The organism is Enterobacter sp. 3U4 (assembly GCF_057224565.1).
This window is the reverse complement of the sequence record NZ_CP136665.1, coordinates 2,952,457-2,974,442: the sequence shown is the minus strand read 5'-3', so window position 1 is coordinate 2,974,442 and position 21,986 is coordinate 2,952,457. Positions and strand designations below refer to the sequence as shown.

The following is a 21,986-nucleotide window of genomic DNA, read 5'->3' as shown; positions in this document are numbered from 1 at the left end:
CGTTGTGGCACAGGAATATACTGTTGAACAATTGAACCACGGCCGTAAAGTCTGGGACTTTATGCGCTGGGACTACTGGGCCTTCGGCATTTCAGGTTTCCTGCTGATTCTGTCCATCGTCATTATGGGCGTGAAAGGCTTTAACTGGGGGCTCGATTTTACCGGTGGTACGGTCATCGAGATCTCCCTGGAAAAACCGGTCGATATGGACCAGATGCGCGAATCGCTGCAGAAAGCGGGCTTTGAAGAACCGCTGCTGCAGAACTTCGGCAGCAGCCGTGACATCATGGTACGTATGCCGCCGGTGCACGATGCCAACGGCAGCCAGGAGCTGGGCAGTAAGGTTGTTAGCGTGATTAACGAAACAACCAGCCAGAATGCGGCTGTTAAGCGTATTGAGTTCGTCGGCCCAAGCGTGGGTGCTGACCTGGCGCAGACCGGTGCCATGGCGCTGTTGGTGGCGCTGATCTCCATCCTGGTGTACGTCGGTTTCCGCTTTGAGTGGCGACTGGCGGCCGGTGTGGTTATCGCCCTGGCGCACGACGTGGTGATCACCATGGGCATACTGTCGCTGTTCCACATTGAGATTGACCTGACGATCGTGGCATCCCTGATGTCCGTTATCGGTTACTCACTGAACGACAGTATCGTGGTATCTGACCGTATTCGTGAAAACTTCCGTAAGATCCGTCGCGGTACGCCGTACGAAATCTTTAACGTGTCGTTGACCCAGACGCTGCACCGTACCTTGATCACCTCCGGTACCACTTTGATGGTGATCCTGATGCTGTTCCTCTTCGGTGGTCCGGTACTGGCAGGCTTCTCGCTCACCATGCTGATCGGTGTCACCATCGGTACGGCGTCGTCTATCTACGTCGCGTCCGCACTGGCACTGAAACTCGGCATGAAGCGTGAGCACCTGCTCCAGCAGAAAGTCGAGAAAGAAGGGGCGGATCAGCCGTCCATTCTGCCGTAAGGCGACGTTTAGCGCGTTATCGAAATCCCGGTCAGTTGACCGGGATTTTTTTTATCTGCTCCTGACAAACACTCCTGACAGTATGCTGTCAGGAGCCCAGTCGTAGACTCCTTCTGAACCCAAACAACAGGCAGGAGGATGTATGAAAAGCGTCATTAACTGGTTTGAAATTCCGGTTTCGGATATGGATCGCGCCATCAAATTTTATGAGCCGGTGATGCAGATCGCGCTGCGTCGCGAGAAAATGGACTGTGCGGAGCTGGCGGTTTTCCCGCATGAGGATCCGGGTACCGGCGGGGCGCTGGCAAAATTTGACGGCGTTACACCGTCTTTGCAGGGCGCTATTATTTACCTGCATACTGACAATCTGGCGGCCACGCTCGATCGCATCGCCTCTGCGGGTGGCGAATGCGTTTTTGGCCCACTGGAACTGCCGCATGGCATTGGCACTATCGCATTGTTTACCGACAGCGAAGGTAACCGCGTCGGCCTCCATCAACCTGCCTGAGAGCGGCCTAAGATATGACCCGACGCGCTGACCGTTTGTTTCAGATTGTGCAGATCCTGCGGGGCAGGCGTCTGACAACGGCAGCGCATCTGGCGGACCGGCTTGGCGTGTCCGAGCGCACGGTCTATCGCGATATCCGTGACCTGTCGCTTTCCGGCGTACCGGTGGAAGGTGAGGCGGGGAGCGGATATCGGCTGATGTCGGGTTTTGACCTGCCGCCGCTGATGCTGACAAATAAGGAGTCAGAGGCGCTGATCGTCGCGATTCGCCTGCTCAAAACCTGGGGAGGGGAATCGCTGTCGCGCGAGCTGGAGTCGGCTCAGGAGAAGGTGCTGGCTATCCTGCCCGAGGAGAGTCGTCGAAAGGCGGAGCAGACGCGGATTTACGCCCCGGACTTTTGCATGCAAAGCCACTCCCGCAGTGATTTTGACATGATTCATCAGGCGATTTCCGCCCAGCGCGTACTGGCGTTACATTACCGCGATGAAGCCGGACAGCTCTCAAAGCGCGAGGTTCAGCCGCTGGGCTTGTTCTTCTGGGGGGAGCGCTGGCTGCTGGCGGCGTGGTGCGAAAGGCGCGATGACTATCGCTGTTTCCGGCTCGACCGGTGCCTCAATATTGTCCAGACGGAGAGGCGGTTTAGTGAGAGTGCGGACAGGTCTTTGGCGGATTTTTTGCGGAAGGTTAAGCAGTAAAAAGCCAGCTCTTGAGCTGGCTTTTTTGCCCGACGGCGCTGCGCTTGCACGGGCCTACAGGTTTTGTAGGCCGGGTAAGGCGTAGCCGCCACCCGGCACCAACCACAAGGTTAGAAGTTATAACCTACAACCAGGTAGCCACCCCAACCGGTAGAGCGGACGCTGAAGTCGCCGTTGCCGAAGTTCAGGCTCGCGTCGTCGTTCCACTGACCACCGTTGTGCCAGTAACGCGCAACTACAGAGTAGTGCCAGTGATCGTAGTTCAGCGCCAGAATGTGGCTGGAGGCGATGGAGTCGTTGGTGCGCGCTTTCTTACCGTTCAGGTCGCGGAAGTCGTTGTCGCCCAGATCTGAACCCCAGTCAAAGTTGGTGAAGCCGATATAGCTCAGGTTGCCGCCCCACAGCTGGGTAATTGGCACAAAGTATTTAACTTTGAAACGGTAGCCATCCCACTCGTTTTCGTTCGCGGCACCGTAGTTCTGCCACTGGTACTTAGCATACACGTTCAGAGACAGGCTCATTGGCAGGCCGGTATCGATGTCCGTCCCCAGACCCATGTACCAGGTGCTCTGGCGACCGGACTTGTTGCGGCCCATGTCGTAGATGTAGTTGTTTGCGAAGTACCACTCTTTGAACGGACCAAACGCCAGGCTGGTACCGGTCAGTTTATCAATAGAGAAGCGTGGTTCAATTTCCATGAACAGTGGGGAACCGTGGTTCCAGATACCTTTCGCGTCGGTGTTACCACCAAAGAAGACCGGTGCATCCATATAGCCGTAGAAATCAAACCAGTCTTTCTTGGCGAACGCTTCGTATTCCAGGTAGGTATCGTTGCGGATCTGTGGTCCGAAACGGGTGTGGTAGCTGCCGACCACGTTAACGCTCTGGTGCCACCAGTCGGAGAGGTATTGAGGTTTATCGTTTTCCGCTGCGTTAACAGTGAAAGAGGAAGAAAGTGCCAGCACGGCGCCAGCTGCGAGTAATGTTTTTTTCATAATCATGCCACTGATTGAAATTCCCTTCCGGGAGTGAAAAATGCGCGAATTGCGTTTCTAAATATTTCGTGTTTCTGCGGTGCCTATTATAGGAATCCCTGCTCACAAAAATATGTGTTGTTTCACATATCTCTCACACGCGTAATCGATTGCGTTCACGTTTGCGTACTTTAAACGGGCGGGATTGTAGCGGCAATCATTTATGTTGCCAATCCATACGAAATGTAAATGTTAGCGGAGTGACATTACACTCCGCTAAAAGAGGGGTTACTGCGCGGCGGGTTGGATATCGTGAATGCGGATGAAACCCAGCTGCTCCGGAGTGAGTCCGTTAAGCTGCAGCGGAATGTCAACGTCGCTTGGAGCCAGCACGCTGGCCGGTGCGGTGAACAGCTGACTATTAACATTCACCTCCTGGTAGCTCTCAGTAGTGCCCTGGATCTGGCCCCATTCGACTGTACCACTGAAGGCTGGCAACGGATCGTTGGATTCGCCCTGAATGCGCAATGTTGCGCGAGTACCATCTGCATTCGCCGCCACATTCACCAGAGACATTTTTAGCGTGCCGATCTGACTATTGAGGCGCGCAGGCGTATTCGCCCCCGGCAGCAGATAAACCCCGCTGCTGGATTTGGCATTCAGCGCGTTTTGCTGGGTGATCTTCACCGTTTCTTTGTTTAGTTTGTCCATCGCCGTATTGAGCGTATTCACGCTCTGTTTCATCTGGCGGACTTCGGTTTGCTGTGCACAGGCGCTAAGGGTGAAGAGGCTCCCCACCAGCAAAATTTTCAGGTAACGTCTTGTCATTGCGTTTATTTCCTTGAAATAACGGATCGCCTTAATGGTAGCCAGCATCATCGCGTCAGACATAGATCCTTTATCTCAAAAAGCTCTTCCTTTGTTGTCAGGCCAGATCAGGGTAAAATGAAAATTAGTTAACCACATAACAGGGATACCGTATGCATTGCCCATTCTGCTCCGCTGTGGATACCAAAGTCATCGACTCTCGTCTTGTGGGCGAAGGGTCATCCGTACGCCGTCGTCGGCAGTGTCTGGTGTGCAACGAGCGTTTTACGACCTTTGAGGTTGCAGAGCTGGTAATGCCGCGCGTGGTAAAAAGCAACGACGTGCGCGAGCCGTTTAACGAAGAGAAACTGCGCAGCGGGATGCTGAAGGCTCTGGAAAAACGTCCCGTCAGCGCAGACGACGTGGAGATGGCGTTAAACCACATAAAATCTTACCTTCGTGGTTTGGGTGAGCGTGAGGTGCCGAGCAAAATGATCGGCAATCTGGTGATGGAGCAGCTGAAAAAGCTCGATAAGGTCGCCTATATCCGCTTCGCCTCGGTCTACCGCAGCTTCGAAGACATCAAAGAGTTTGGCGAAGAGATCGCCCGCTTACAGGATTAAGCTCATGCAGGATGAGATTTACATGGCGCGAGCCATGAAGCTGGCGCAGCGCGGTCGTTTTACTACCCATCCCAACCCGAACGTCGGGTGCGTTATCGTTAAAGATGGCGAGATCGTGGGGGAGGGTTTTCACTATCGCGCCGGCGAGCCGCATGCCGAGGTTCATGCTCTGCGCATGGCCGGTGAGAAGGCGCGCGGAGCCACGGCCTACGTCACGCTGGAACCCTGCAGCCATCACGGGCGTACGCCGCCGTGCTGCGAAGCGCTGATCGCGGCAGGCGTTTCACGCGTGGTCGCGTCGATGCAGGACCCGAATCCGCAGGTGGCCGGACGCGGTCTGTATCGCCTGCAGCAGGAAGGCATTGAGGTCAGCCACGGCCTGATGATGCAGGACGCGGAAGCGATCAACAAAGGCTTTCTGAAGCGTATGCGCACGGGGTTCCCGTATATCCAGCTAAAGCTGGGCACCTCGCTGGACGGTCGTACGGCGATGGCAAACGGCGAGAGTCAGTGGATCACGTCGCCACAGGCAAGGCGCGATGTGCAACGTCTGCGCGCGCAAAGCCATGCTATCCTCACCAGCAGTGAAACCGTTCTGGCTGACGATCCGGCCATGACCGTGCGCTGGGACGAGCTGAATGCCGATACCCAGGCCCTGTACCCGCAGGAGAACCTGCGCCAGCCGCTGCGTATTGTCATTGATAGCCAGAATCGCGTGACGCCGGAGCACCGCATCGTCCAGCAGCCGGGTGAGACCTGGATTGCCCGCACCAGAGAAGATACGCGCGAATGGCCGGAAGGCGTGCGCAGCATAATGGTGCCGGAGCATAACGGTCATCTGGATCTGGTGGTGCTGATGATGCTGCTCGGCAAGCAGCAGGTGAACAGCATCTGGGTCGAAGCCGGGCCAACGCTCGCCGGTGCGCTCTTACAGGCCGGACTGGTGGATGAACTGCTTGTTTACGTTGCGCCTAAACTGTTAGGTCACGACGCGCGCGGTCTGTTTGTGCTGCCCGGCCTTGAAAAACTGGCCGATGCACCACAACTCAAATTTAGCGAGATTCGTCCGGTAGGTCCGGATGTCTGCCTCCACTTAACGACAGCGTAATTGCTCCCGAAATAGGGAAGCAGTGCGCAAAGTATTATGATAAAATCCGCCCCCCTGCGGGGCCAAATGAACCCGTAAAGGAAGAGTATGAACATTATTGAAGCTGCTGTAGCTACCCCGGACGCTCGCGTCGCCATCACCATTGCGCGTTTCAACAACTTCATCAACGACAGCCTGCTGGAAGGTGCGATTGACGCCCTGAAACGTATCGGCCAGGTTAAAGATGACAACATTACCGTTGTTTGGGTTCCAGGCGCTTACGAACTGCCACTGGCGGCAGGCGCGCTGGCGAAAACCGGTAAATACGACGCGGTGATTGCGCTGGGTACCGTTATTCGTGGCGGCACTGCGCACTTCGAATACGTTGCGGGCGGTGCAAGCAACGGTCTGGCACACGTTGCGCAGGATGCTGAAATTCCTGTCGCGTTCGGCGTGCTGACTACCGAAAGTATTGAACAAGCCATCGAACGTGCTGGCACCAAAGCCGGTAACAAAGGTGCAGAAGCTGCACTGACCGCGCTTGAAATGATCAATGTATTGAAAGCCATCAAGGCCTGATTTTTTTGTAAGGGGAATTCCGTGAAACCTGCTGCTCGTCGCCGCGCCCGTGAATGTGCCGTCCAGGCACTTTACTCCTGGCAGTTGTCCCAGAACGACATCGCTGATGTTGAATACCAGTTCCTGTCAGAACAGGACGTAAAAGACGTTGACGTTCTGTACTTCCGCGAACTGCTGTCGGGAGTGGCGACTAATAGCGCGTATCTCGATGGCCTGATGAAGCCATACCTGTCCCGTCTGCTCGAAGAGCTGGGCCAGGTGGAAAAAGCAGTGTTGCGTATCGCGCTGTTTGAGCTGTCTAAACGTGATGATGTGCCGTATAAAGTGGCCATCAACGAAGCGATCGAGCTGGCGAAAACCTTCGGCGCTGAAGACAGCCACAAGTTTGTAAACGGCGTACTTGATAAAGCAGCACCTGCGATCCGTCCCCACAAAAAGTGATCCGCAAACCGGAGTCCTGCATTGCCTGACGGGCAGTGCGGCTCCGGTTTTTTCTTTTATTTGCTGAGGCATAACGTATGGCATGCGGCGAATTCTCCCTGATTGCCCGTTATTTCGACCGTGTCAGAACCTCTCGTCTGGATGTTGAAACCGGCATTGGCGATGACTGTGCACTTCTCAATATTCCCGAAAAACAGACGCTGGCAATCAGCACCGACACTCTGGTGTGCGGTCGTCATTTCTTACCGGATATCGATCCTGCCGATCTGGCGTATAAGGCGCTGGCGGTTAACGTCAGCGACCTGGCGGCGATGGGTGCCGACCCTGCCTGGCTGACGCTGGCTTTGACCCTGCCAGAGGTGGATGAAGCCTGGCTGGAAGCCTTTAGCGACGCGCTGTTTGAGCAGCTTAGCTACTACGATATGCAGCTGATTGGCGGTGATACCACTGCCGGGCCGCTGTCGATGACGCTGGCGATCCACGGCTATGTGCCGCTTGGCCGCGCGCTGAAGCGCTCAGGCGCAAAACCCGGTGACTGGATTTACGTGACCGGTACGCCGGGCGACAGCGCGGCAGGGCTGGCGATCCTCCAGGAACGCTTAACCGTGAAGAATGCCGACGATGCTGCGTATCTGGTGAAACGCCATCTGCGCCCGACGCCGCGTATTCTGCACGGCCAGGCGCTGCGCGAGCGGGCCAGCTCGGCTATCGATCTCTCTGACGGGCTGATCTCGGACCTCGGGCATATTCTGAAGGCCAGCGGCGTAGGCGCGCGCGTTGATCTGGATCTCTTCCCTCTGTCTGAGCAACTGCTTCGCCATGTAGAACCCGAGCAGGCGCTGCGCTGGGCGCTGTCCGGTGGTGAAGACTACGAGCTGTGCTTCACGGTGCCTGAGCTCAATCGTGGAACGCTGGACGTGGCGTTAGCGCATCTCGGCGCGAAATTTACCTGCATCGGTCAGATCATGCCGGAAAGTGAAGGGCTGAAGTTTGTGAAAGACGGTGCGCCGGTTACGCTGGACTGGAAAGGGTACGATCACTTCGCGTGAGTTTGTGCGCTCTGTATTGCCGGGTGGCGGCTCCGCCTTACCCGGCCTGCAAAAGATGGGCTTATTTAAATCCTACCACCGGATGCTGCTGATACGGCGTCTCCAGCTCGGCAACCTGCTCCGGCGTCAGCGTGATATCCACCGCATTCAGCAGCTCATCCAGCTGTTCTTCCCGCGACGTTCCAATAATCGGCGCCGCGACGCCGCGCTTGCCCAGCAGCCACGCCAGCGCTACCTGGGCGCGGGTTGCGCCGGTATCGTCGGCAATTCCGGCTAAGCGTTCGGCAATCAATGCATCGCTGGCTTCCGTTCCGCCATAAAGATTTTTTCCTACTTCATCCGATACCAGGCGAGCCGTGGTTTCTCCCCACGGACGGGTCAGGCGGCCGCGCGCGAGCGGGCTCCACGGGATCACCGCCACGCCCTCCTGATGGCACAGCGGCAACATCTCGCGCTCTTCTTCACGATAGATCAGATTGTAGTGATCCTGCATGGTAACAAAGCGCGCCCAGCCGTGCTGCGCCTGGAGATCCAGCGCCTGAGCAAACTGCGACGCGTGCATAGACGACGCGCCGATGTAGCGTGCTTTACCGGCTTTGACCACGTCATTCAGCGCTTCAAGCGTCTCCTCGACTGGCGTGTTGTAATCCCAGCGGTGAATTTGCAGCAGGTCGACGTAATCCATGTTCAGGCGTCTGAGGCTGTCATCAATGGAGCGCAGGATCTGCGCGCGAGAAAGGCCCTCAGCCAGGTCGCCCACCGGATAGTACACCTTGGTGGCAACCACGATGTCTTCCCGACGGGCAAAATCGCGCAGGGCGCGACCAACAATCTCCTCGCTGCTGCCGTCGGAGTAGCTGTTGGCGGTGTCAAAGAAGTTAATGCCGCCCTCGATGGCGCGTTTGATTATTGGACGGCTGCTCTCTTCCGGCAGCGTCCAGGCGTGGTTTCCCCGATCGGGTTCGCCAAAGGTCATGCATCCCAGACAAAGTCGGGAAACCTTAAGGTCTGTTTTTCCTAATGTTGTGTATTGCACGGTTCCGCTCCTGCTGTTTAAACACCTGGTTTAAGCATAGCAGGAGCGGAAAAGGGGGAAGGAGTCAGTCCAGCCAGCTGCGGATTTTAGCTTCGATACCGGCGGCGTCCAGGCCAATAGCCGCACGGGCTTCATCTTGGGTACCCTGAGGAATGAAATGATCCGGCAGGCCGAGGTTCAGCACCGGCACGGCTTTACGGTTCGCCATCAGCACCTCGTTCACGCCGCTGCCCGCGCCGCCCATGATGGCGTTTTCTTCCAGCGTGACCAGCACGTCATGCGTCTCAGCCATACTCAGGATCAGCGATTCGTCGAGCGGCTTCACAAAGCGCATGTCCACCAGGGTGGCGTTCAGCGCTTCAGCCGCTTTCGCCGCCTCTGGCATCAGCGTGCCGAAGTTCAGGATCGCCACTTTTTCACCGCGACGCTTCACCAGACCTTTACCGATCGGCAGTTTTTCCAGCGGCTGGAGCTCAACGCCTACCGCATTGCCGCGCGGGTAGCGGACGGCGCTTGGGCCATCCTGATAGTGGTAGCCGGTAAAAAGCATCTGACGACATTCGTTCTCGTCGCTTGGCGTCATGACGACCATATCCGGAATACAGCGCAGGAACGACAGATCAAACGCGCCCTGGTGCGTCTGGCCGTCTGCACCGACGATGCCCGCACGATCGATAGCAAACAGCACCGGCAGCTTCTGAATCGCCACGTCGTGGATCACCTGATCGTAGGCGCGCTGCAGGAAGGTGGAATAGATAGCGACAACCGGCTTGTAGCCGCCAATGGCCAGGCCCGCAGCAAACGTCACCGCATGCTGCTCGGCTATGGCAACGTCAAAATACTGGTCAGGGTATTTTCTGGAGAACTCCACCATGCCGGAGCCTTCGCGCATGGCCGGGGTGATCGCCATCAGCTTGTTGTCTTTCGCGGCGGTTTCGCACAGCCAGTCGCCGAAGATTTTGGAATAGCTCGGCATGCCGCCGCTGCTTTTTGGCAGACAGCCGCTGGACGGGTCGAATTTCGGCACCGCGTGGAAGGTGATCGGATCTTTTTCCGCCGGTTCGTAGCCACGCCCTTTTTTGGTCATAATGTGCAGGAACTGCGGGCCTTTCAGGTCGCGCATGTTCTTGAGCGTGGTCACCAGTCCCAGCACGTCGTGGCCGTCAACCGGGCCAATATAGTTAAAGCCCAGCTCTTCAAACAGGGTGCCCGGCACGACCATGCCTTTGATGTGCTCTTCGGTGCGCTTGAGCAGCTCTTTGATCGGCGGTACGCCGGAGAAGACTTTCTTGCCGCCTTCACGCAGCGAGGAGTAAAGCTTGCCGGAGAGCAGCTGCGCCAGATGGTTGTTTAGTGCGCCGACGTTCTCGGAAATCGACATTTCGTTATCGTTAAGAACAACCAGCATGTCAGGCTTGATGTCGCCAGCATGGTTCATGGCCTCAAAGGCCATACCGGCAGTGATAGCGCCGTCGCCAATCACGCAGACGGTGCGGCGCTGCTTGTTCTCTTTTTCGGCGGCAACGGCAATACCGATGCCCGCAGAAATGGAGGTGGAGGAGTGGCCGACGCTCAGCACGTCATATTCGCTCTCACCGCGCCACGGGAACGGATGCAGGCCGCCTTTCTGACGAATGGTGCCAATTTTATCGCGACGTCCGGTCAGAATTTTGTGCGGATACGCCTGGTGACCCACGTCCCAGATAAGCTGATCGAACGGCGTGTTATAGACGTAGTGCAGCGCCACGGTCAGCTCTACCGTGCCAAGCCCGGAGGCGAAATGGCCGCTGGAGCGGCTTACGCTGTCGAGCAGGTAGCGACGCAGCTCGTCGCACAGCTTCGGCAGGCTCTCTTTCGGCAACAGACGTAACTCCTGGGTGGAGTCAACTAACGCCAGTGTCGGGTATTTGGCAATATCAAAACTCATCAAAGGCTCATCGAGATATATAGTTTATTTATCACGCTGGATTATATAGTCCGCTAGCGCTTCCAGTGCCGAGGTATCCAGCGATTGCGCGGCCAGCTGATTCAGCGACTGGCGGGCATCGTCAATCAGATCCCGGGCTTTACGTTGGGCTTGCTCAAGACCCAGCAGGGCGGGGTAGGTACTTTTGCCAAGCTGCTGGTCCGCACCCTGACGTTTACCCAATGTTGCAGTATCGCCCACCACATCCAGAATGTCATCCTGAACCTGGAATGCCAGACCGATACTTTCTGCGTATCTGTCCAGAATCGGCAGGGCTTTGCGCCCTTGTTCGCCCGCGCTCAGCGCGCCAAGACGAACGGCTGAACGAATCAATGCCCCGGTTTTATGGCGATGAATACGCTCCAGCTGTTCCAGATTAACCTGACGTCCTTCCGCTTCAAGATCCAGCGCCTGTCCGCCGCACATGCCGGCCACGCCGCTGGCCATTGCCAGTTCGGAAATCATTGCCAGACGGTCACGGTCAGCCACTTCCGCCATTGGCGCATCGCTCAGAATCGAGAACGCCAGCGTCTGCAGGGCATCACCCGCCAGAATGGCATTCGCCTCGCCAAACTTGATATGGCAGGTGGGTTGACCCCGACGCAAGTCGTCGTCGTCCATGGCCGGGAGATCGTCGTGGATCAGCGAGTAGGCATGGATGCACTCAACGGCGGCTGCCGGGGCGTCCAGCGTGTTATCGCTGATGCCAAACATGTTGCCTGTGGCGTACACCAGGAACGGGCGCAGGCGCTTTCCACCCAAGAGTGCGCCATAGTGCATGGCTTCAACCAGTGGAGTGTTCTGAAAAGGCTGTGGCGCAATAAAACGGCGCAGGGCGTCGTTGGCGCGTACGACACGCGCCTGAAGCTCGTTGGCAAAATCCATTTACTCGGCGTCCGGTGTGAAAGGCGTGGTTCTCGCCTCTTCGCTGTCGGAAAGCAGGATCTGCACGCGCTGCTCGGCCTGCTGCAGCTTGACCTGACCCTGGCGCGCCAGCTGGACGCCGCGCTCGAATTCATTGAGCGCCTCTTCCAGCGGGAGATCGCCGCTCTCGAGGCGGGTAACAATTTGCTCCAGTTCACTCAGCGCAGTTTCGAAACTGGCCGGTGCGTCGTTCTTCTTCGGCATAGTGAATTGACTCTTATATTCTTCGCCCCGACATGGTAACGGACTCGGGCGGATAAGCAAATAACGCGCAATGTGCACAGGAGCAGCGCGATGGTGGTATACTTGCGCGCCTGGATGCAGCCACGGGTGTGGGCTGCTGTACTCTTTTCCATTACAAGCCTTAATACGCTTGCCTAAGAAACATTGCCGCCATGAAGTTTATCATTAAATTGTTCCCTGAAATCACCATCAAAAGCCAATCTGTGCGTTTGCGCTTTATTAAAATTCTCACCGGGAACATTCGTAACGTATTAAAGCACTACGACGAAACCCTCGCCGTGGTGCGACACTGGGACCACGTTGAGGTCCGTGCCAAAGACGAAAACAAACGTCAGGATATTCGCGACGCGCTGACCCGTATTCCGGGTATCCACCATATTCTGGAAGTGGAAGATGTCCCGTTCAGCGATATGCACGACATTTTCGAGAAAGCGCTGGTCCAGTACCGCGATCAGATCGAAGGTAAAACCTTCTGCGTGCGCGTGAAGCGTCGCGGCAAGCACGAGTTCAGCTCCATTGAAGTGGAACGTTACGTCGGCGGCGGTCTGAACCAGCACGTCGAGTCTGCTCGCGTGCGCCTGACCAACCCGGACGTGACCGTGAACCTGGAGATCGAAAACGATCGCCTGCTGCTGGTAAAAGGCCGCTATGAAGGCATCGGCGGTTTCCCGATCGGTACCCAGGAAGACGTATTGTCCCTGATCTCCGGCGGCTTCGACTCCGGCGTCTCCAGCTATATGCTGATGCGTCGCGGCTGCCGAGTGCACTACTGCTTCTTCAACCTGGGCGGCGCGGCGCACGAGATCGGCGTTCGCCAGGTGGCGCATTATCTGTGGAACCGCTTCGGCAGCTCCCACCGCGTACGTTTCGTGGCAATTAATTTCGAACCTGTGGTCGGCGAGATTCTGGAGAAAGTGGACGACGGCCAGATGGGCGTCATCCTGAAGCGCATGATGGTGCGTGCGGCGTCTAAAGTGGCTGAACGCTACGGCGTGCAGGCGCTGGTCACCGGCGAAGCGCTGGGCCAGGTCTCCAGCCAGACGCTGACCAACCTGCGCCTGATCGACAACGTGTCTGATACGCTGATCCTGCGTCCGCTGATCTCTCACGATAAAGAGCACATCATCGATCTGGCACGCGAAATCGGCACCGAAGATTTTGCCCGCACCATGCCGGAATACTGCGGCGTGATCTCAAAAAGCCCAACGGTGAAAGCGGTGAAGGCGAAGATCGAAGCGGAAGAAGAGAACTTCGATTTCAGCATTCTGGAAAAAGTGGTGGCGGAAGCGTCCAACATTGATATCCGCGAGATTGCCCAGCAGACCGAGCAGGAAGTGGTTGAAGTGGAAACCGTGAGCGGTTTCGGCGCTAATGATGCGATTCTGGATATCCGCTCTGTTGACGAGCAGGATGACAAGCCGCTGCAGGTGGAAGGCGTGGAAGTGGTTTCTCTGCCGTTCTACAAGCTGAGCACGAAGTTTGGCGACCTCGACCAGAGCAAAACGTATCTGCTGTGGTGTGAGCGCGGGGTGATGAGCCGCCTGCAGGCGCTGTATCTGCGCGAGCAGGGCTTTGCAAATGTGAAGGTGTATCGCCCGTAGTTTCTCTCCGGGGAGTGCGGCCTGATGCCCTCACCCCGACCCTCTCCCACGGGGAGAGGGATAACACTTATTCGTAATAATTATAAATCCCCGCCGGCATCACCAGCGATGACGCCACTTCGTACGCTTTCTCGCGTCCGACCAGCAGATCAATAATCTTTAAGCCAAAATCAATCGCGGTGCCGGGCCCCTGGCTGGTCAGCAGGTTGACGCGCGGATCCCAGACGACGCGTTTATCCACCCAGTGCTCTTCCGGGATCGTATCCTTAAGCCCTGGGAAGCCGGTCATATTACCAATCGGGAAAATGTCGTGCGGAATCAGAACCGTTCCGGCGGCGGCACAGATAGCCGCGACGATACGGCCGGATAAATGAAACTGACGCACGGTCTCGACCAGCAGCGGGCTGTCGCGAAAACATTCCGCGCCTTTTAAGCCGCCGGGCAGCACGATGATGTCATAATCTCCATCAGCCACCTGAACAAGGGGGGCATCCGCGAGGATTTTCACCCCGCGTGAACAGGTGATTTCCAGATTGCCGTCGCTGGCGACGCTGGCGGTGGTGACCTTAATGCCGCCGCGCACCATCAAATCAATGGTGGTGACCGCTTCCATCTCTTCGCTACCAGGGGCGAGGCAGATCAGGGCTGACGCGCTCATATTCACTCTCCTTACGTTTAACCAGGTCATACAGACGGGCGTTTTCCGGCACCGCGATGCCGTGCGCGCGGGCGCGTTTTAGCAGATAGCCGGTGATGTAGTCGATCTCCGTGTGGCGTAATGCCCGAACATCCTGCAGCATCGAGGAGATGTTTTCTGCCGTACTCTCAATGACCTGCTCTACGTAGCAGCGTAAATCATCTGCCGAGGTATGCAGGCCTTCCCGCTCAACAACGGCCGCGATTTCTGCACACAGCACAGCAACGTCCTGCGGATGATTTTTCAGCTCTCCGTTCGGGCAGTTCCACAGCGCCGTCAGCGGATTGATCACGCAGTTTACGGCCAGCTTGCGCCAGAGTTGAGGACGAATGTGGTTATGCCAGGCCACGTCTGGCAGCACCTTTTGAAGCACATCGGCCAGATAGCTGTAGTCGCCATCCTGTGTTCTGGCCGGGCCGATGTGCGTTACGCCGCTGGCGACATGCACGATGATGTTGCCGTCGCGACGTGCAGCGTGCGTGGTCGTCGCCATCAGCAGAGGCTGCGGAACGCTTTTCAGCTCGTCAAGCGTCCCCATGCCGTTATGCAGCAGCAGAATGGGCGAAGTGGGGGGGAGCTGGGCGGCCAGCGTCTTGACCGCGTCTGAAACCTGCCATGCTTTGAGCGTCACCAGTAAAAGGTCGCTTTGCGCCAGGAAATCAGGATCGTTCGCGGTGAGGGATTCGTTAAAGATGCTTCCGTCTTCACCAATCAGGTTTACACTGCAATAGGGCTGGGGCACGCGCAGCCAGCCCTGAACCTCATGTCCGTGCTTGCACAGCGCGGTCAGCCATAGCTGACCAAGGGCTCCACATCCGAGCACTGTAATTTTCATTGTTCCTCCTCACCTGCAACTGCGCCAGGTGTTACAGCTTAATTATACAGCTAAGCTTCTGTTGAGTTATGCCTCGTAGCGGGTATTATGCAACGCAACAAAAGTGAAGGGAGAAGAAAAGATGCCATCTTTCGATATTGTTTCCGAAGTTGATATCCAGGAAGTTCGCAACGGCGTTGAGAACGCAACCCGCGAAGTTGAGTCACGTTTCGATTTTCGTGGCGTTGAGGCGTCGTTTGAGCTGAACGACGCAAATAAGACCATTAAGGTGCTGAGCGAGTCTGATTTCCAGGTAAATCAGCTGCTCGACATTCTGCGCGCCAAGCTGTTAAAGCGCGGCATCGAAGGGACGTCTCTCGATGTGCCGGAAGAGTTTGTGCACAGCGGTAAGAACTGGTTTGTGGAAGCCAAGCTGAAGCAGGGCATCGAGAGCGCGGTGCAGAAGAAGATTGTGAAGCTCATCAAAGACAGCAAGCTGAAGGTGCAGGCGCAGATCCAGGGCGAAGAGATTCGCGTCACCGGTAAGTCCCGCGACGACCTCCAGTCCGTGATGGCGCTGGTGCGCGGCGGCGATCTGGGGCAGCCGTTCCAGTTTAAAAACTTCCGCGATTAATAAAAAAAGCCCGGTTTAACCGGGCTTTTTTTACGCCTTGAGCGCCTGCTCGACCTCGAAGCGGTTGGTCACCTTGCTGTCAATTTTGACGTAAGCGCTGCGCTCTTCGGGGACAATTAGCACCTCTGTCACGCCTTCTTTTGCTTCCAGACGCTGTTTCAGCGCATTGCTAATCTCCACATCGTCCGGAATTTCCACGCGCAGGCTGCTCACGTAGCGCGGCTCCTTCATGGTGCCGGCGACCAGCAGCCAGACTGTCGCAAGCAGCGCCCCCGCGAGAAACACGGTTTGTGAATCAAACAGGCCGTCCACCCAGCCGCCAAGCGAGCCGCCGATCGCCACGCCGAGAAACTGGCTGGTGGAGTAAATGCCCATCGCCGTGCCTTTATACCCGGCGGGAGACTCTTTGCTGATAAGCGAAGGCAGCAGGGCTTCCATCAGGTTAAAGGCCAGGAAGAATAGCTGCACGCCGGCAATCAGCTCCCAGAAGTGCGGGCCGGCACCCCAGAGCACGATTTCGGCATTCAGCAGGACCGCCACGCAGCCCACGAAGACGCGCTTCATTTTGCGCTTCACTTCGGCGTAGATGATGAACGGCACGACGGAGACAAACGAAATCAGCATCGTGACCAGATAGATTTTCCAGTGCTCAGCCGCCGGGAAACCCGCTGCGGCAAGCTGGCCGGGCAGGGCGACAAAGGTCGACATCAGCAGGATGTGCAGACACATAATGCCAAAATTCAGCTTCAACAGGCGCGGCTCAACAATCACTTTGCTGAAGCAGCCTTTGACCATCCCCGACTCGCGGTTGAGGACGTGGTTTTTGCTGTCCGGCACGACCCACAGGGTTAAGGCAATACCGATGGTTGCCAGCACGGCAATCATCCAGAACAGGGCGTGCAGCCCCAACGTGTGCGTAATGATGGGGCCCAGCACCATCGCAATTGCAAACGTCACGCCAAAGCTCACGCCGATGAACGCCATCGCTTTGGTGCGGTTTTGCTCGCGGGTTAAGTCTGACAGCAGCGCCATCACCGCGGCAGCAATCGCGCCGGAGCCCTGCAGGGCACGGCCGAGAATAATCCCCCAGATGGAGTGGGAGAGGGCGGCAATAATGCTTCCGAGCACAAAGACCAGCAGCCCGCCGACGATCAGCGGCTTTCGACCCACCCGATCAGAGAGCAGGCCAAAGGGGATCTGGAATACCGCCTGCGCCAGACCATAAATGCCAATAGCGAGTCCAATCAGCGCCTCGCTGGCCCCCTGCAGCGCCATACCGTACGTGGTCAGAACAGGCAGGACCATAAACATGCCAAGCATCCGTAGCGAGAAGACAGTCCCTAAGCCCCAGGTCGCGCGAAGCTCGCCTGGCGTCATTTTATAATCGTTCATTACCACCTCAGTTCAAAAGCAGGCCATAGTGTAGTGCGGGGAAGGGGCGGGGTAAATAAAGGGTTATTTAACAAATATTACATGCGTTATTAATAAATTCCGTGAATAAAAAAGGGTGCCGAAGCACCCCTTTATTCACCTTTAGTGGCTTACCAGACGTAAGTCAGCAGGTTATGTGAATCTGGAACCATAAAATCTACGGACATCATCACGGACAGCGAGGTGATGGCCACAATCGAGAACACAAACAGCTTGCGCGCCCAAACTTTGTCATCTTCCACTTTGTAACCGCGAAGCGCCATGCCGAGCCACCAGACGCTCACCGCAGCCGCTACCGCCAGATATTTATATCCAGCGTAACCACCCAGAGAGAGCATCAGCGTTGCCACGGCAAAGGCGATGATGTACAGCGTGATGTGGTTCTTGGCAACGGAAATGCCTTTCACGACCGGCAGAACCGGGATGTTCGCTGCCTGATAATCCTTAAAGCGGAAAATCGCGATGGCATAGGAGTGCGGCATCTGCCACAGGCTAAAGATAGCCAGCAGGATCAGCGCACCGCTGTCGAACTCGTTCGTGACCGCGCAGTAGCCAATCACCGGCGGCGCAGCGCCGGAGAGAGAACCAATCAGCGTGCCGTAGACGGAGTGGCGTTTCATATACAGGCTGTAGACGCCAACATACACCACGAACCCCATCACCCCCAGCCAGCAGGCTAGCGGGTTAGCACCAAACCACAGCAGCATAAAGCCAGCAATACCCAGCAAGGTGGCGTACACCAGCGAGACGGAAGGGGCGATCAGGCCTTTCACCAGCACCCGATTTTTGGTCCTTTCCATCTTCTTGTCGATATCCATGTCGATGTAGTTGTTAAATACACAACCGGACGCAACAACCAGTGACACACCGACCAGCGTGTAGATAAAGAGGGTGTAATCAATGCTGCCCTTTGAGGCCAGCAGGAACCCTCCGATCACGGAGATCAGGTTGCCAAAGATGATGCCTGGTTTCGTTACTTGCAGGTATTGCTTAAACATACTCGCCGCTCTTAGTGAACCATCATGTTGTAGTTGAGGTTCCACATAATCCAGATGGAACCTACTACCAGGATAGCGATGATAATCACGGTAAAGATAAAGGCGGTCATATTCCAGCCTTCATCGGACTTGGTGTTCATGTGCAGGAAGCAAACCAGATGCACCAGAATCTGAATCACCGCGGTCACCAGGATTGCACCCAGGATAACCGGCTTAGACGCAGAACCGCTCATCACCATCCAGAACGGGATCACCGTCAGGATGATCGACAGGATGAAACCTGTCATGTAGGTTTTTACGCTACCGTGGGAAGCGCCATGATCGTTTGAATGACTCATTACATCGCCCCCATCAGATATACAACAGAGAACACGCAGATCCACACCACGTCCAGGAAGTGCCAGAACAGGCTCAGGCACATGATACGGGTACGGTTAGTGCTGGTCAGGCCGCGACGGGATACCTGGAACATCAGTACCGCCATCCAGATCAGACCAGAGGTCACGTGCAGACCGTGGGTACCCACCAGCGCGAAGAACGCGGACAGGAAGCCACTGCGATCCGGGCCGAAGCCTTCCATGATCAGGTGATGGAATTCATAGATTTCCATCCCGATAAATCCAGCACCAAACAGCCAGGTCAACGCCAGCCAGGAAACAACCTGGCTCTTGTTGTTTTTGTACATGGCGATAGCCGCCATGCCGTAGGTGATGGAGCTGAATAACAGCAGTGCGGTTTCAACCAGAACGAACGGCAGTTCAAAGATATCCTTGCCTGCCGGGCCGCCCGCCGTGCCGTTCACCAGAACGGCATAGGTTGCGAACAGACAGCAGAACAGGATGCAGTCGCTCATCAGGTAGATCCAGAAACCGAAGACTTTGGTCGGTCCTGTATCGTGGTGCGCATGCTCATGCGCGTGGGCAGTCGAGTGCGCCAGAGTATCAGTTGCCATTTTTCAGCCCCGCTTTAGAAATCTCGTCGAAATGCTGATTTTCCAGCTTCTCAACTTCACGGACTGGTACGTAGTAGTCCACGTCCTCGTCAAAGCTCTTCACAATCCAGCTGATTACGATGCCGGCGAAGCCAACAATCGCCATCCACCAGATGTGCCAGATCATTGCGAAACCAAATACCGTTGCGAAGGCGGCAATAACAATGCCCGCACCGCTGTTTTTCGGCATGTGGATCTCTTCGTAATGAGCAGGTTGCTTGTACGCTTCACCTTTCTCTTTCATTTCCCAGAATGCGTCGCGTTCATGAACCTGCGGCACGATGGCAAAGTTATAGAAAGGAGGTGGAGAAGAGGTCGCCCACTCCAGCGTACGGCCACCCCATGGGTCACCGGTCAGGTCACGGTTCTGGTCGCGGTCGCGAATAGACACGTAGAACTGAATCAGCTGAGACGCGATACCACAGGCAATCAGCACTGCGCCGCCCGCTGCAACCATCAGCATTGGGTGGAACTGCGGATCGATCTGCTGGCTCAGACGACGGGTCATACCCATGAAGCCCAGCACGTACAGCGGCATAAATGCCACGAAGAAGCCGATGATCCAGAACCAGAACGCGCGTTTACCCCATTTCTCGTTCAGCGTGAAGCCGAACGCTTTTGGCCACCAGTAGGTTACGCCAGCGAAGCAGCCGAAGACCACGCCACCGATGATAACGTTATGGAAGTGCGCAATCAGGAACAGGCTGTTGTGCAGAACGAAGTCAGCACCTGGTACCGCCAGCAGTACGCCGGTCATCCCACCTACGGAGAAGGTCACGATGAAGCCGATGGTCCACAGCATCGCTGAGTGGAACACGATACGGCCCTGGTACATGGTGAACAGCCAGTTGAAGATCTTCACCCCGGTCGGGATGGCGATAATCATGGTGGTAATACCGAAGAAGGCGTTTACGTTCGCGCCCGCACCCATGGTGAAGAAGTGGTGCAGCCAAACGATGAACGACAGAACGGTAATACACACGGTTGCCCACACCAGAGAGGTGTAACCAAACAGACGTTTACGCGAGAAGGTTGCCGCGATTTCGGAGAACACACCGAACACAGGCAGAACCAGAATGTACACTTCCGGGTGACCCCAGGCCCAAATCAGGTTGATGTACATCATCATGTTGCCACCCATATCATTCGTGAAGAAATGGGTGCCCAGGTAGCGGTCCAGGGTCAGCAGCGCGATGGTGACGGTCAGAATTGGGAAGGAGGCAATAATCAGGATGTTTGCGCACAGAGATGCCCAGGTAAATACCGGCATCTTGAACATGGTCATGCCAGGGGCACGCATCTTGATAATGGTCACGAAGAAGTTGATACCGGTCAGGGTAGTACCGACACCGGAGAGCTGAAGCGCCCAAATCCAGTAGTCGACGCCAACGCCCGGACTGTACTCAATTCCTGACAGCGGTGGGTAAGCCAGCCAGCCGGTCTGCGCGAATTCGCCCACACCCAGTGACAGGTTAACCAGGATAACGCCGACAACCGTGAACCAGAAGCTCAGGTTGTTCAGGAACGGGAACGCCACGTCGCGCGCGCCGATTTGCAGCGGAACGACAACGTTCATCAGACCGATAACCAGCGGCATCGCCACGAAGAAGATCATGATAACGCCGTGGGCGGTAAAGATCTGATCGTAGTGGTGCGGCGGCAGGAAGCCGGCTTCACCCGCAGAAGCGAGTGCCTGCTGGCTACGCATCATGATCGCATCCGCAAAGCCACGAATTAACATGACGATACCGACGATGCAGTACATGATACCGAGTTTTTTGTGGTCAACCGAAGTCAGCCACTCGTTCCACAGGTAGCTCCACTTACCGAAGTAAGTGATCAGGGCCAGTAAGGCCGCGCCACCAATGATAATTGCAGCCACCGTAACCACGATAATCGGTTCATGGTAGGGCACTGCATCCAGTGTCAATTTTCCGAACATTTTCTTCCTCGGCCCCTTAGTGAGCGGTTTCCGCGTGGCTCATGTCCATGCCTTCCATACCTTCGTGCGCGCTGTGCTCGCCTTCAGGCTGGGTCATGTCCATGCTCTTGCCGTGATCCATAAATTTGCCAATAACGTCTTTGAACAAATCTGGTTTCACATTAGAGAAGTACTCCACCTTGTTGTATTCGCTTGGTGCAGCCACTTTTTCGAACGCCGCCATGTCAGACATGGTGTTTGGAGACTGCTTCGCTTTTTCAACCCACTGGTCGAAAGCGGCACGGTCTGGCGTCGCAATAGCTTTGAACTTCATACCTGAGAAGCCCGGGCCGCTATAGCTGGCGGAGATACCATCATAGGTGCCTGCTTCATTCGCGATCAGATGCAGATTGGTCTGCATACCGGCCATCGCGTAAATCTGGCTACCCAGACGTGGGATGAAGAAGGAGTTCATTACGGAGTTGGAGGTCACTTTGAACTGTACCGGAGTGTTCGCCGGGAAGGCGATTTCATTCACGGTAGCAATACCCTGCTCTGGATAGATGAAGAACCATTTCCAGTCCATGGAGACCACTTCAATGGTAATAGGTTTCTCATCGTGAACCAGCGGTTTGCTTGGCTCAAGTGCGTGAGTGGTTTTCCAGGTCAGTACGGCAAGGAACAGGATGATCAGAATAGGTACCGTCCAGACCACAGCTTCCACTTTATTGGAGTGTGACCAGTTAGGGCTATACTTCGCATCTTTATTGCTCGCACGATACTTCCAGGCGAAACCAACAGCCATCAAAATGGCAGGAATAACCACAATCAACATCAGGCCAAAAGCCGTCAATATCAGTGAACGTTGTTCCAGTCCAATCTGTCCTTTGGGGTCTAGTAGTGCAGAATCGCAGCCACTGAGTAATACAGTGCCCGCGAATAATGACAACCATCCCAAACTTTTATTGTATTTCCCGAGTCTCATTTAACG

24 protein-coding genes are annotated in these 21,986 nt (G+C 55.9%); 10 read left to right on the top strand and 14 right to left on the bottom strand.

Annotated features, from left to right (window positions below; genetic code table 11):
* Positions 1 to 4 precede the first annotated feature (4 nt).
* The 3 genes from secF (at position 5) to RVY89_RS14325 (ending at position 2,179) form a co-directional block, all read left to right on the top strand.
* Positions 5 to 976, top strand: a complete 972-nt coding sequence (secF, locus tag RVY89_RS14335) for a protein translocase subunit SecF (protein WP_484825690.1) — start codon at positions 5 to 7, stop codon at positions 974 to 976.
* Between the two features lie 142 nt (positions 977 to 1,118).
* Positions 1,119 to 1,484 carry a VOC family protein gene (locus tag RVY89_RS14330; RefSeq protein ID WP_484825689.1) on the top strand — a complete coding sequence of 122 codons (366 nt, stop codon included), beginning with the start codon at positions 1,119 to 1,121 and terminating at the stop codon, positions 1,482 to 1,484.
* 14 nt (positions 1,485 to 1,498) lie between these two features.
* Positions 1,499 to 2,179 carry a helix-turn-helix transcriptional regulator gene (locus RVY89_RS14325; RefSeq protein ID WP_047061231.1) on the top strand — a complete coding sequence of 227 codons (681 nt, stop codon included), beginning with the start codon at positions 1,499 to 1,501 and terminating at the stop codon, positions 2,177 to 2,179.
* 110 nt (positions 2,180 to 2,289) lie between these two features.
* Here RVY89_RS14325 and RVY89_RS14320 read toward each other — a convergent pair whose 3' ends face one another.
* Complete coding sequence (locus RVY89_RS14320) at positions 2,290 to 3,174, bottom strand: nucleoside-specific channel-forming protein Tsx (RefSeq protein WP_025756198.1); 885 nt, start codon at positions 3,172 to 3,174, stop codon at positions 2,290 to 2,292.
* A 267-nt stretch (positions 3,175 to 3,441) separates the two neighbouring features.
* Positions 3,442 to 3,981, bottom strand: a complete 540-nt coding sequence (locus RVY89_RS14315; RefSeq protein WP_159513554.1) for a SadB/YajI family lipoprotein — start codon at positions 3,979 to 3,981, stop codon at positions 3,442 to 3,444.
* 152 nt (positions 3,982 to 4,133) lie between these two features.
* On the opposite strand from RVY89_RS14315, the gene nrdR reads away from it, so the two are divergent.
* From nrdR to thiL, 5 genes are all read left to right on the top strand, one after another.
* Positions 4,134 to 4,583, top strand: coding sequence for a transcriptional regulator NrdR (gene nrdR / locus RVY89_RS14310; protein ID WP_008503337.1), 450 nt, complete (start codon positions 4,134 to 4,136; stop codon positions 4,581 to 4,583).
* 4 nt (positions 4,584 to 4,587) lie between these two features.
* The gene (gene ribD / locus RVY89_RS14305) at positions 4,588 to 5,691 is read left to right on the top strand and encodes a bifunctional diaminohydroxyphosphoribosylaminopyrimidine deaminase/5-amino-6-(5-phosphoribosylamino)uracil reductase RibD (RefSeq protein WP_484825688.1); all 1,104 of its coding nucleotides are present in this window, start codon (positions 4,588 to 4,590) and stop codon (positions 5,689 to 5,691) included.
* Positions 5,692 to 5,778: 87 nt separating this feature from the next.
* Positions 5,779 to 6,249 (top strand): 6,7-dimethyl-8-ribityllumazine synthase, encoded by a 471-nt coding sequence (gene ribH / locus RVY89_RS14300; protein WP_006176874.1) that lies wholly within the window; start codon positions 5,779 to 5,781, stop codon positions 6,247 to 6,249.
* 21 nt (positions 6,250 to 6,270) lie between these two features.
* Positions 6,271 to 6,690 (top strand): transcription antitermination factor NusB, encoded by a 420-nt coding sequence (gene nusB, locus RVY89_RS14295; protein ID WP_006809908.1) that lies wholly within the window; start codon positions 6,271 to 6,273, stop codon positions 6,688 to 6,690.
* Positions 6,691 to 6,767: 77 nt separating this feature from the next.
* Positions 6,768 to 7,739 carry a thiamine-phosphate kinase gene (thiL, locus tag RVY89_RS14290; RefSeq protein WP_484825687.1) on the top strand — a complete coding sequence of 324 codons (972 nt, stop codon included), beginning with the start codon at positions 6,768 to 6,770 and terminating at the stop codon, positions 7,737 to 7,739.
* A gap of 61 nt (positions 7,740 to 7,800) precedes the next feature.
* Here thiL and RVY89_RS14285 read toward each other — a convergent pair whose 3' ends face one another.
* The 4 genes from RVY89_RS14285 to xseB all read right to left on the bottom strand — a co-directional run bounded on the left by RVY89_RS14285 (position 7,801) and on the right by xseB (position 11,869).
* Positions 7,801 to 8,775 carry an aldo/keto reductase gene (locus RVY89_RS14285; RefSeq protein WP_484825686.1) on the bottom strand — a complete coding sequence of 325 codons (975 nt, stop codon included), beginning with the start codon at positions 8,773 to 8,775 and terminating at the stop codon, positions 7,801 to 7,803.
* Between the two features lie 64 nt (positions 8,776 to 8,839).
* On the bottom strand, positions 8,840 to 10,702 hold the full coding sequence (gene dxs, locus RVY89_RS14280; protein ID WP_484825685.1) for a 1-deoxy-D-xylulose-5-phosphate synthase: 1,863 nt from the start codon (positions 10,700 to 10,702) through the stop codon (positions 8,840 to 8,842).
* A gap of 24 nt (positions 10,703 to 10,726) precedes the next feature.
* Entirely contained in the window at positions 10,727 to 11,626 is a 900-nt protein-coding gene (ispA, locus tag RVY89_RS14275) for a (2E,6E)-farnesyl diphosphate synthase (RefSeq protein WP_045909784.1), read from the bottom strand.
* Positions 11,627 to 11,869, bottom strand: coding sequence for an exodeoxyribonuclease VII small subunit (gene xseB, locus RVY89_RS14270; RefSeq protein ID WP_484825684.1), 243 nt, complete (start codon positions 11,867 to 11,869; stop codon positions 11,627 to 11,629). It lies immediately after the preceding gene.
* Between the two features lie 191 nt (positions 11,870 to 12,060).
* Here xseB and thiI point away from each other — a divergent pair, with 191 nt between their 5' ends.
* Positions 12,061 to 13,509 (top strand): tRNA uracil 4-sulfurtransferase ThiI, encoded by a 1,449-nt coding sequence (gene thiI / locus RVY89_RS14265; protein ID WP_484825683.1) that lies wholly within the window; start codon positions 12,061 to 12,063, stop codon positions 13,507 to 13,509.
* 67 nt (positions 13,510 to 13,576) lie between these two features.
* Here the strand turns inward: thiI and yajL are convergent, their stop codons facing one another.
* Positions 13,577 to 14,167, bottom strand: coding sequence for a protein deglycase YajL (gene yajL, locus RVY89_RS14260; protein ID WP_029739905.1), 591 nt, complete (start codon positions 14,165 to 14,167; stop codon positions 13,577 to 13,579).
* Positions 14,130 to 15,041: a 2-dehydropantoate 2-reductase gene (gene panE, locus RVY89_RS14255; RefSeq protein WP_407859509.1), complete on the bottom strand. Its 912-nt coding sequence runs from the start codon at positions 15,039 to 15,041 to the stop codon at positions 14,130 to 14,132. Before panE ends, yajL begins: the two co-directional genes overlap by 38 nt.
* Positions 15,042 to 15,162: 121 nt before the next feature.
* On the opposite strand from panE, the gene RVY89_RS14250 reads away from it, so the two are divergent.
* Positions 15,163 to 15,654, top strand: a complete 492-nt coding sequence (locus RVY89_RS14250) for a YajQ family cyclic di-GMP-binding protein (RefSeq protein ID WP_023334701.1) — start codon at positions 15,163 to 15,165, stop codon at positions 15,652 to 15,654.
* A gap of 30 nt (positions 15,655 to 15,684) precedes the next feature.
* On the opposite strand, the gene RVY89_RS14245 is transcribed toward RVY89_RS14250, so the two are convergent.
* The 6 genes from RVY89_RS14245 to cyoA all read right to left on the bottom strand — a co-directional run bounded on the left by RVY89_RS14245 (position 15,685) and on the right by cyoA (position 21,980).
* On the bottom strand, positions 15,685 to 17,046 hold the full coding sequence (locus RVY89_RS14245) for an MFS transporter (RefSeq protein ID WP_484825682.1): 1,362 nt from the start codon (positions 17,044 to 17,046) through the stop codon (positions 15,685 to 15,687).
* A 149-nt stretch (positions 17,047 to 17,195) separates the two neighbouring features.
* Complete coding sequence (gene cyoE, locus RVY89_RS14240) at positions 17,196 to 18,083, bottom strand: heme o synthase (protein WP_013095848.1); 888 nt, start codon at positions 18,081 to 18,083, stop codon at positions 17,196 to 17,198.
* A gap of 11 nt (positions 18,084 to 18,094) precedes the next feature.
* A complete protein-coding gene (locus RVY89_RS14235) occupies positions 18,095 to 18,421 on the bottom strand; it encodes a cytochrome o ubiquinol oxidase subunit IV (RefSeq protein WP_006176899.1) in 327 nt (108 codons plus the stop codon).
* Positions 18,421 to 19,035, bottom strand: a complete 615-nt coding sequence (locus RVY89_RS14230) for a cytochrome o ubiquinol oxidase subunit III (protein ID WP_047347281.1) — start codon at positions 19,033 to 19,035, stop codon at positions 18,421 to 18,423. Before RVY89_RS14230 ends, RVY89_RS14235 begins: the two co-directional genes overlap by 1 nt.
* Positions 19,025 to 21,016 (bottom strand): cytochrome o ubiquinol oxidase subunit I, encoded by a 1,992-nt coding sequence (cyoB, locus tag RVY89_RS14225; protein WP_014168864.1) that lies wholly within the window; start codon positions 21,014 to 21,016, stop codon positions 19,025 to 19,027. The genes RVY89_RS14230 and cyoB overlap by 11 nt, the downstream gene beginning before the upstream one ends.
* A 16-nt stretch (positions 21,017 to 21,032) precedes the next feature.
* Positions 21,033 to 21,980, bottom strand: a complete 948-nt coding sequence (gene cyoA, locus RVY89_RS14220; protein WP_014882770.1) for a cytochrome o ubiquinol oxidase subunit II — start codon at positions 21,978 to 21,980, stop codon at positions 21,033 to 21,035.
* Between the last annotated feature and the right edge of the window lie 6 nt (positions 21,981 to 21,986).

Bases quoted from the DNA above. Each gene is read 5' to 3' on its own strand.
- RVY89_RS14330 (WP_484825689.1), top strand. From the start codon at position 1,119: ATGAAAAGCGTCATTAACTGGTTTGAAATTCCGGTTTCGGATATGGAT.
- RVY89_RS14325 (WP_047061231.1), top strand. From the start codon at position 1,499: ATGACCCGACGCGCTGACCGTTTGTTTCAGATTGTGCAGATCCTGCGG.
- RVY89_RS14320 (WP_025756198.1), bottom strand. From the start codon at position 3,174: ATGAAAAAAACATTACTCGCAGCTGGCGCCGTGCTGGCACTTTCTTCC.
- RVY89_RS14315 (WP_159513554.1), bottom strand. From the start codon at position 3,981: ATGACAAGACGTTACCTGAAAATTTTGCTGGTGGGGAGCCTCTTCACC.
- nrdR (WP_008503337.1), top strand. From the start codon at position 4,134: ATGCATTGCCCATTCTGCTCCGCTGTGGATACCAAAGTCATCGACTCT.
- ribD (WP_484825688.1), top strand. From the start codon at position 4,588: ATGCAGGATGAGATTTACATGGCGCGAGCCATGAAGCTGGCGCAGCGC.
- ribH (WP_006176874.1), top strand. From the start codon at position 5,779: ATGAACATTATTGAAGCTGCTGTAGCTACCCCGGACGCTCGCGTCGCC.
- thiL (WP_484825687.1), top strand. From the start codon at position 6,768: ATGGCATGCGGCGAATTCTCCCTGATTGCCCGTTATTTCGACCGTGTC.
- dxs (WP_484825685.1), bottom strand. From the start codon at position 10,702: ATGAGTTTTGATATTGCCAAATACCCGACACTGGCGTTAGTTGACTCC.
- ispA (WP_045909784.1), bottom strand. From the start codon at position 11,626: ATGGATTTTGCCAACGAGCTTCAGGCGCGTGTCGTACGCGCCAACGAC.
- xseB (WP_484825684.1), bottom strand. From the start codon at position 11,869: ATGCCGAAGAAGAACGACGCACCGGCCAGTTTCGAAACTGCGCTGAGT.
- thiI (WP_484825683.1), top strand. From the start codon at position 12,061: ATGAAGTTTATCATTAAATTGTTCCCTGAAATCACCATCAAAAGCCAA.
- yajL (WP_029739905.1), bottom strand. From the start codon at position 14,167: ATGAGCGCGTCAGCCCTGATCTGCCTCGCCCCTGGTAGCGAAGAGATG.
- panE (WP_407859509.1), bottom strand. From the start codon at position 15,041: ATGAAAATTACAGTGCTCGGATGTGGAGCCCTTGGTCAGCTATGGCTG.
- RVY89_RS14250 (WP_023334701.1), top strand. From the start codon at position 15,163: ATGCCATCTTTCGATATTGTTTCCGAAGTTGATATCCAGGAAGTTCGC.
- RVY89_RS14245 (WP_484825682.1), bottom strand. From the start codon at position 17,046: ATGAACGATTATAAAATGACGCCAGGCGAGCTTCGCGCGACCTGGGGC.
- cyoE (WP_013095848.1), bottom strand. From the start codon at position 18,083: ATGTTTAAGCAATACCTGCAAGTAACGAAACCAGGCATCATCTTTGGC.
- RVY89_RS14235 (WP_006176899.1), bottom strand. From the start codon at position 18,421: ATGAGTCATTCAAACGATCATGGCGCTTCCCACGGTAGCGTAAAAACC.
- RVY89_RS14230 (WP_047347281.1), bottom strand. From the start codon at position 19,035: ATGGCAACTGATACTCTGGCGCACTCGACTGCCCACGCGCATGAGCAT.
- cyoB (WP_014168864.1), bottom strand. From the start codon at position 21,016: ATGTTCGGAAAATTGACACTGGATGCAGTGCCCTACCATGAACCGATT.
- cyoA (WP_014882770.1), bottom strand. From the start codon at position 21,980: ATGAGACTCGGGAAATACAATAAAAGTTTGGGATGGTTGTCATTATTC.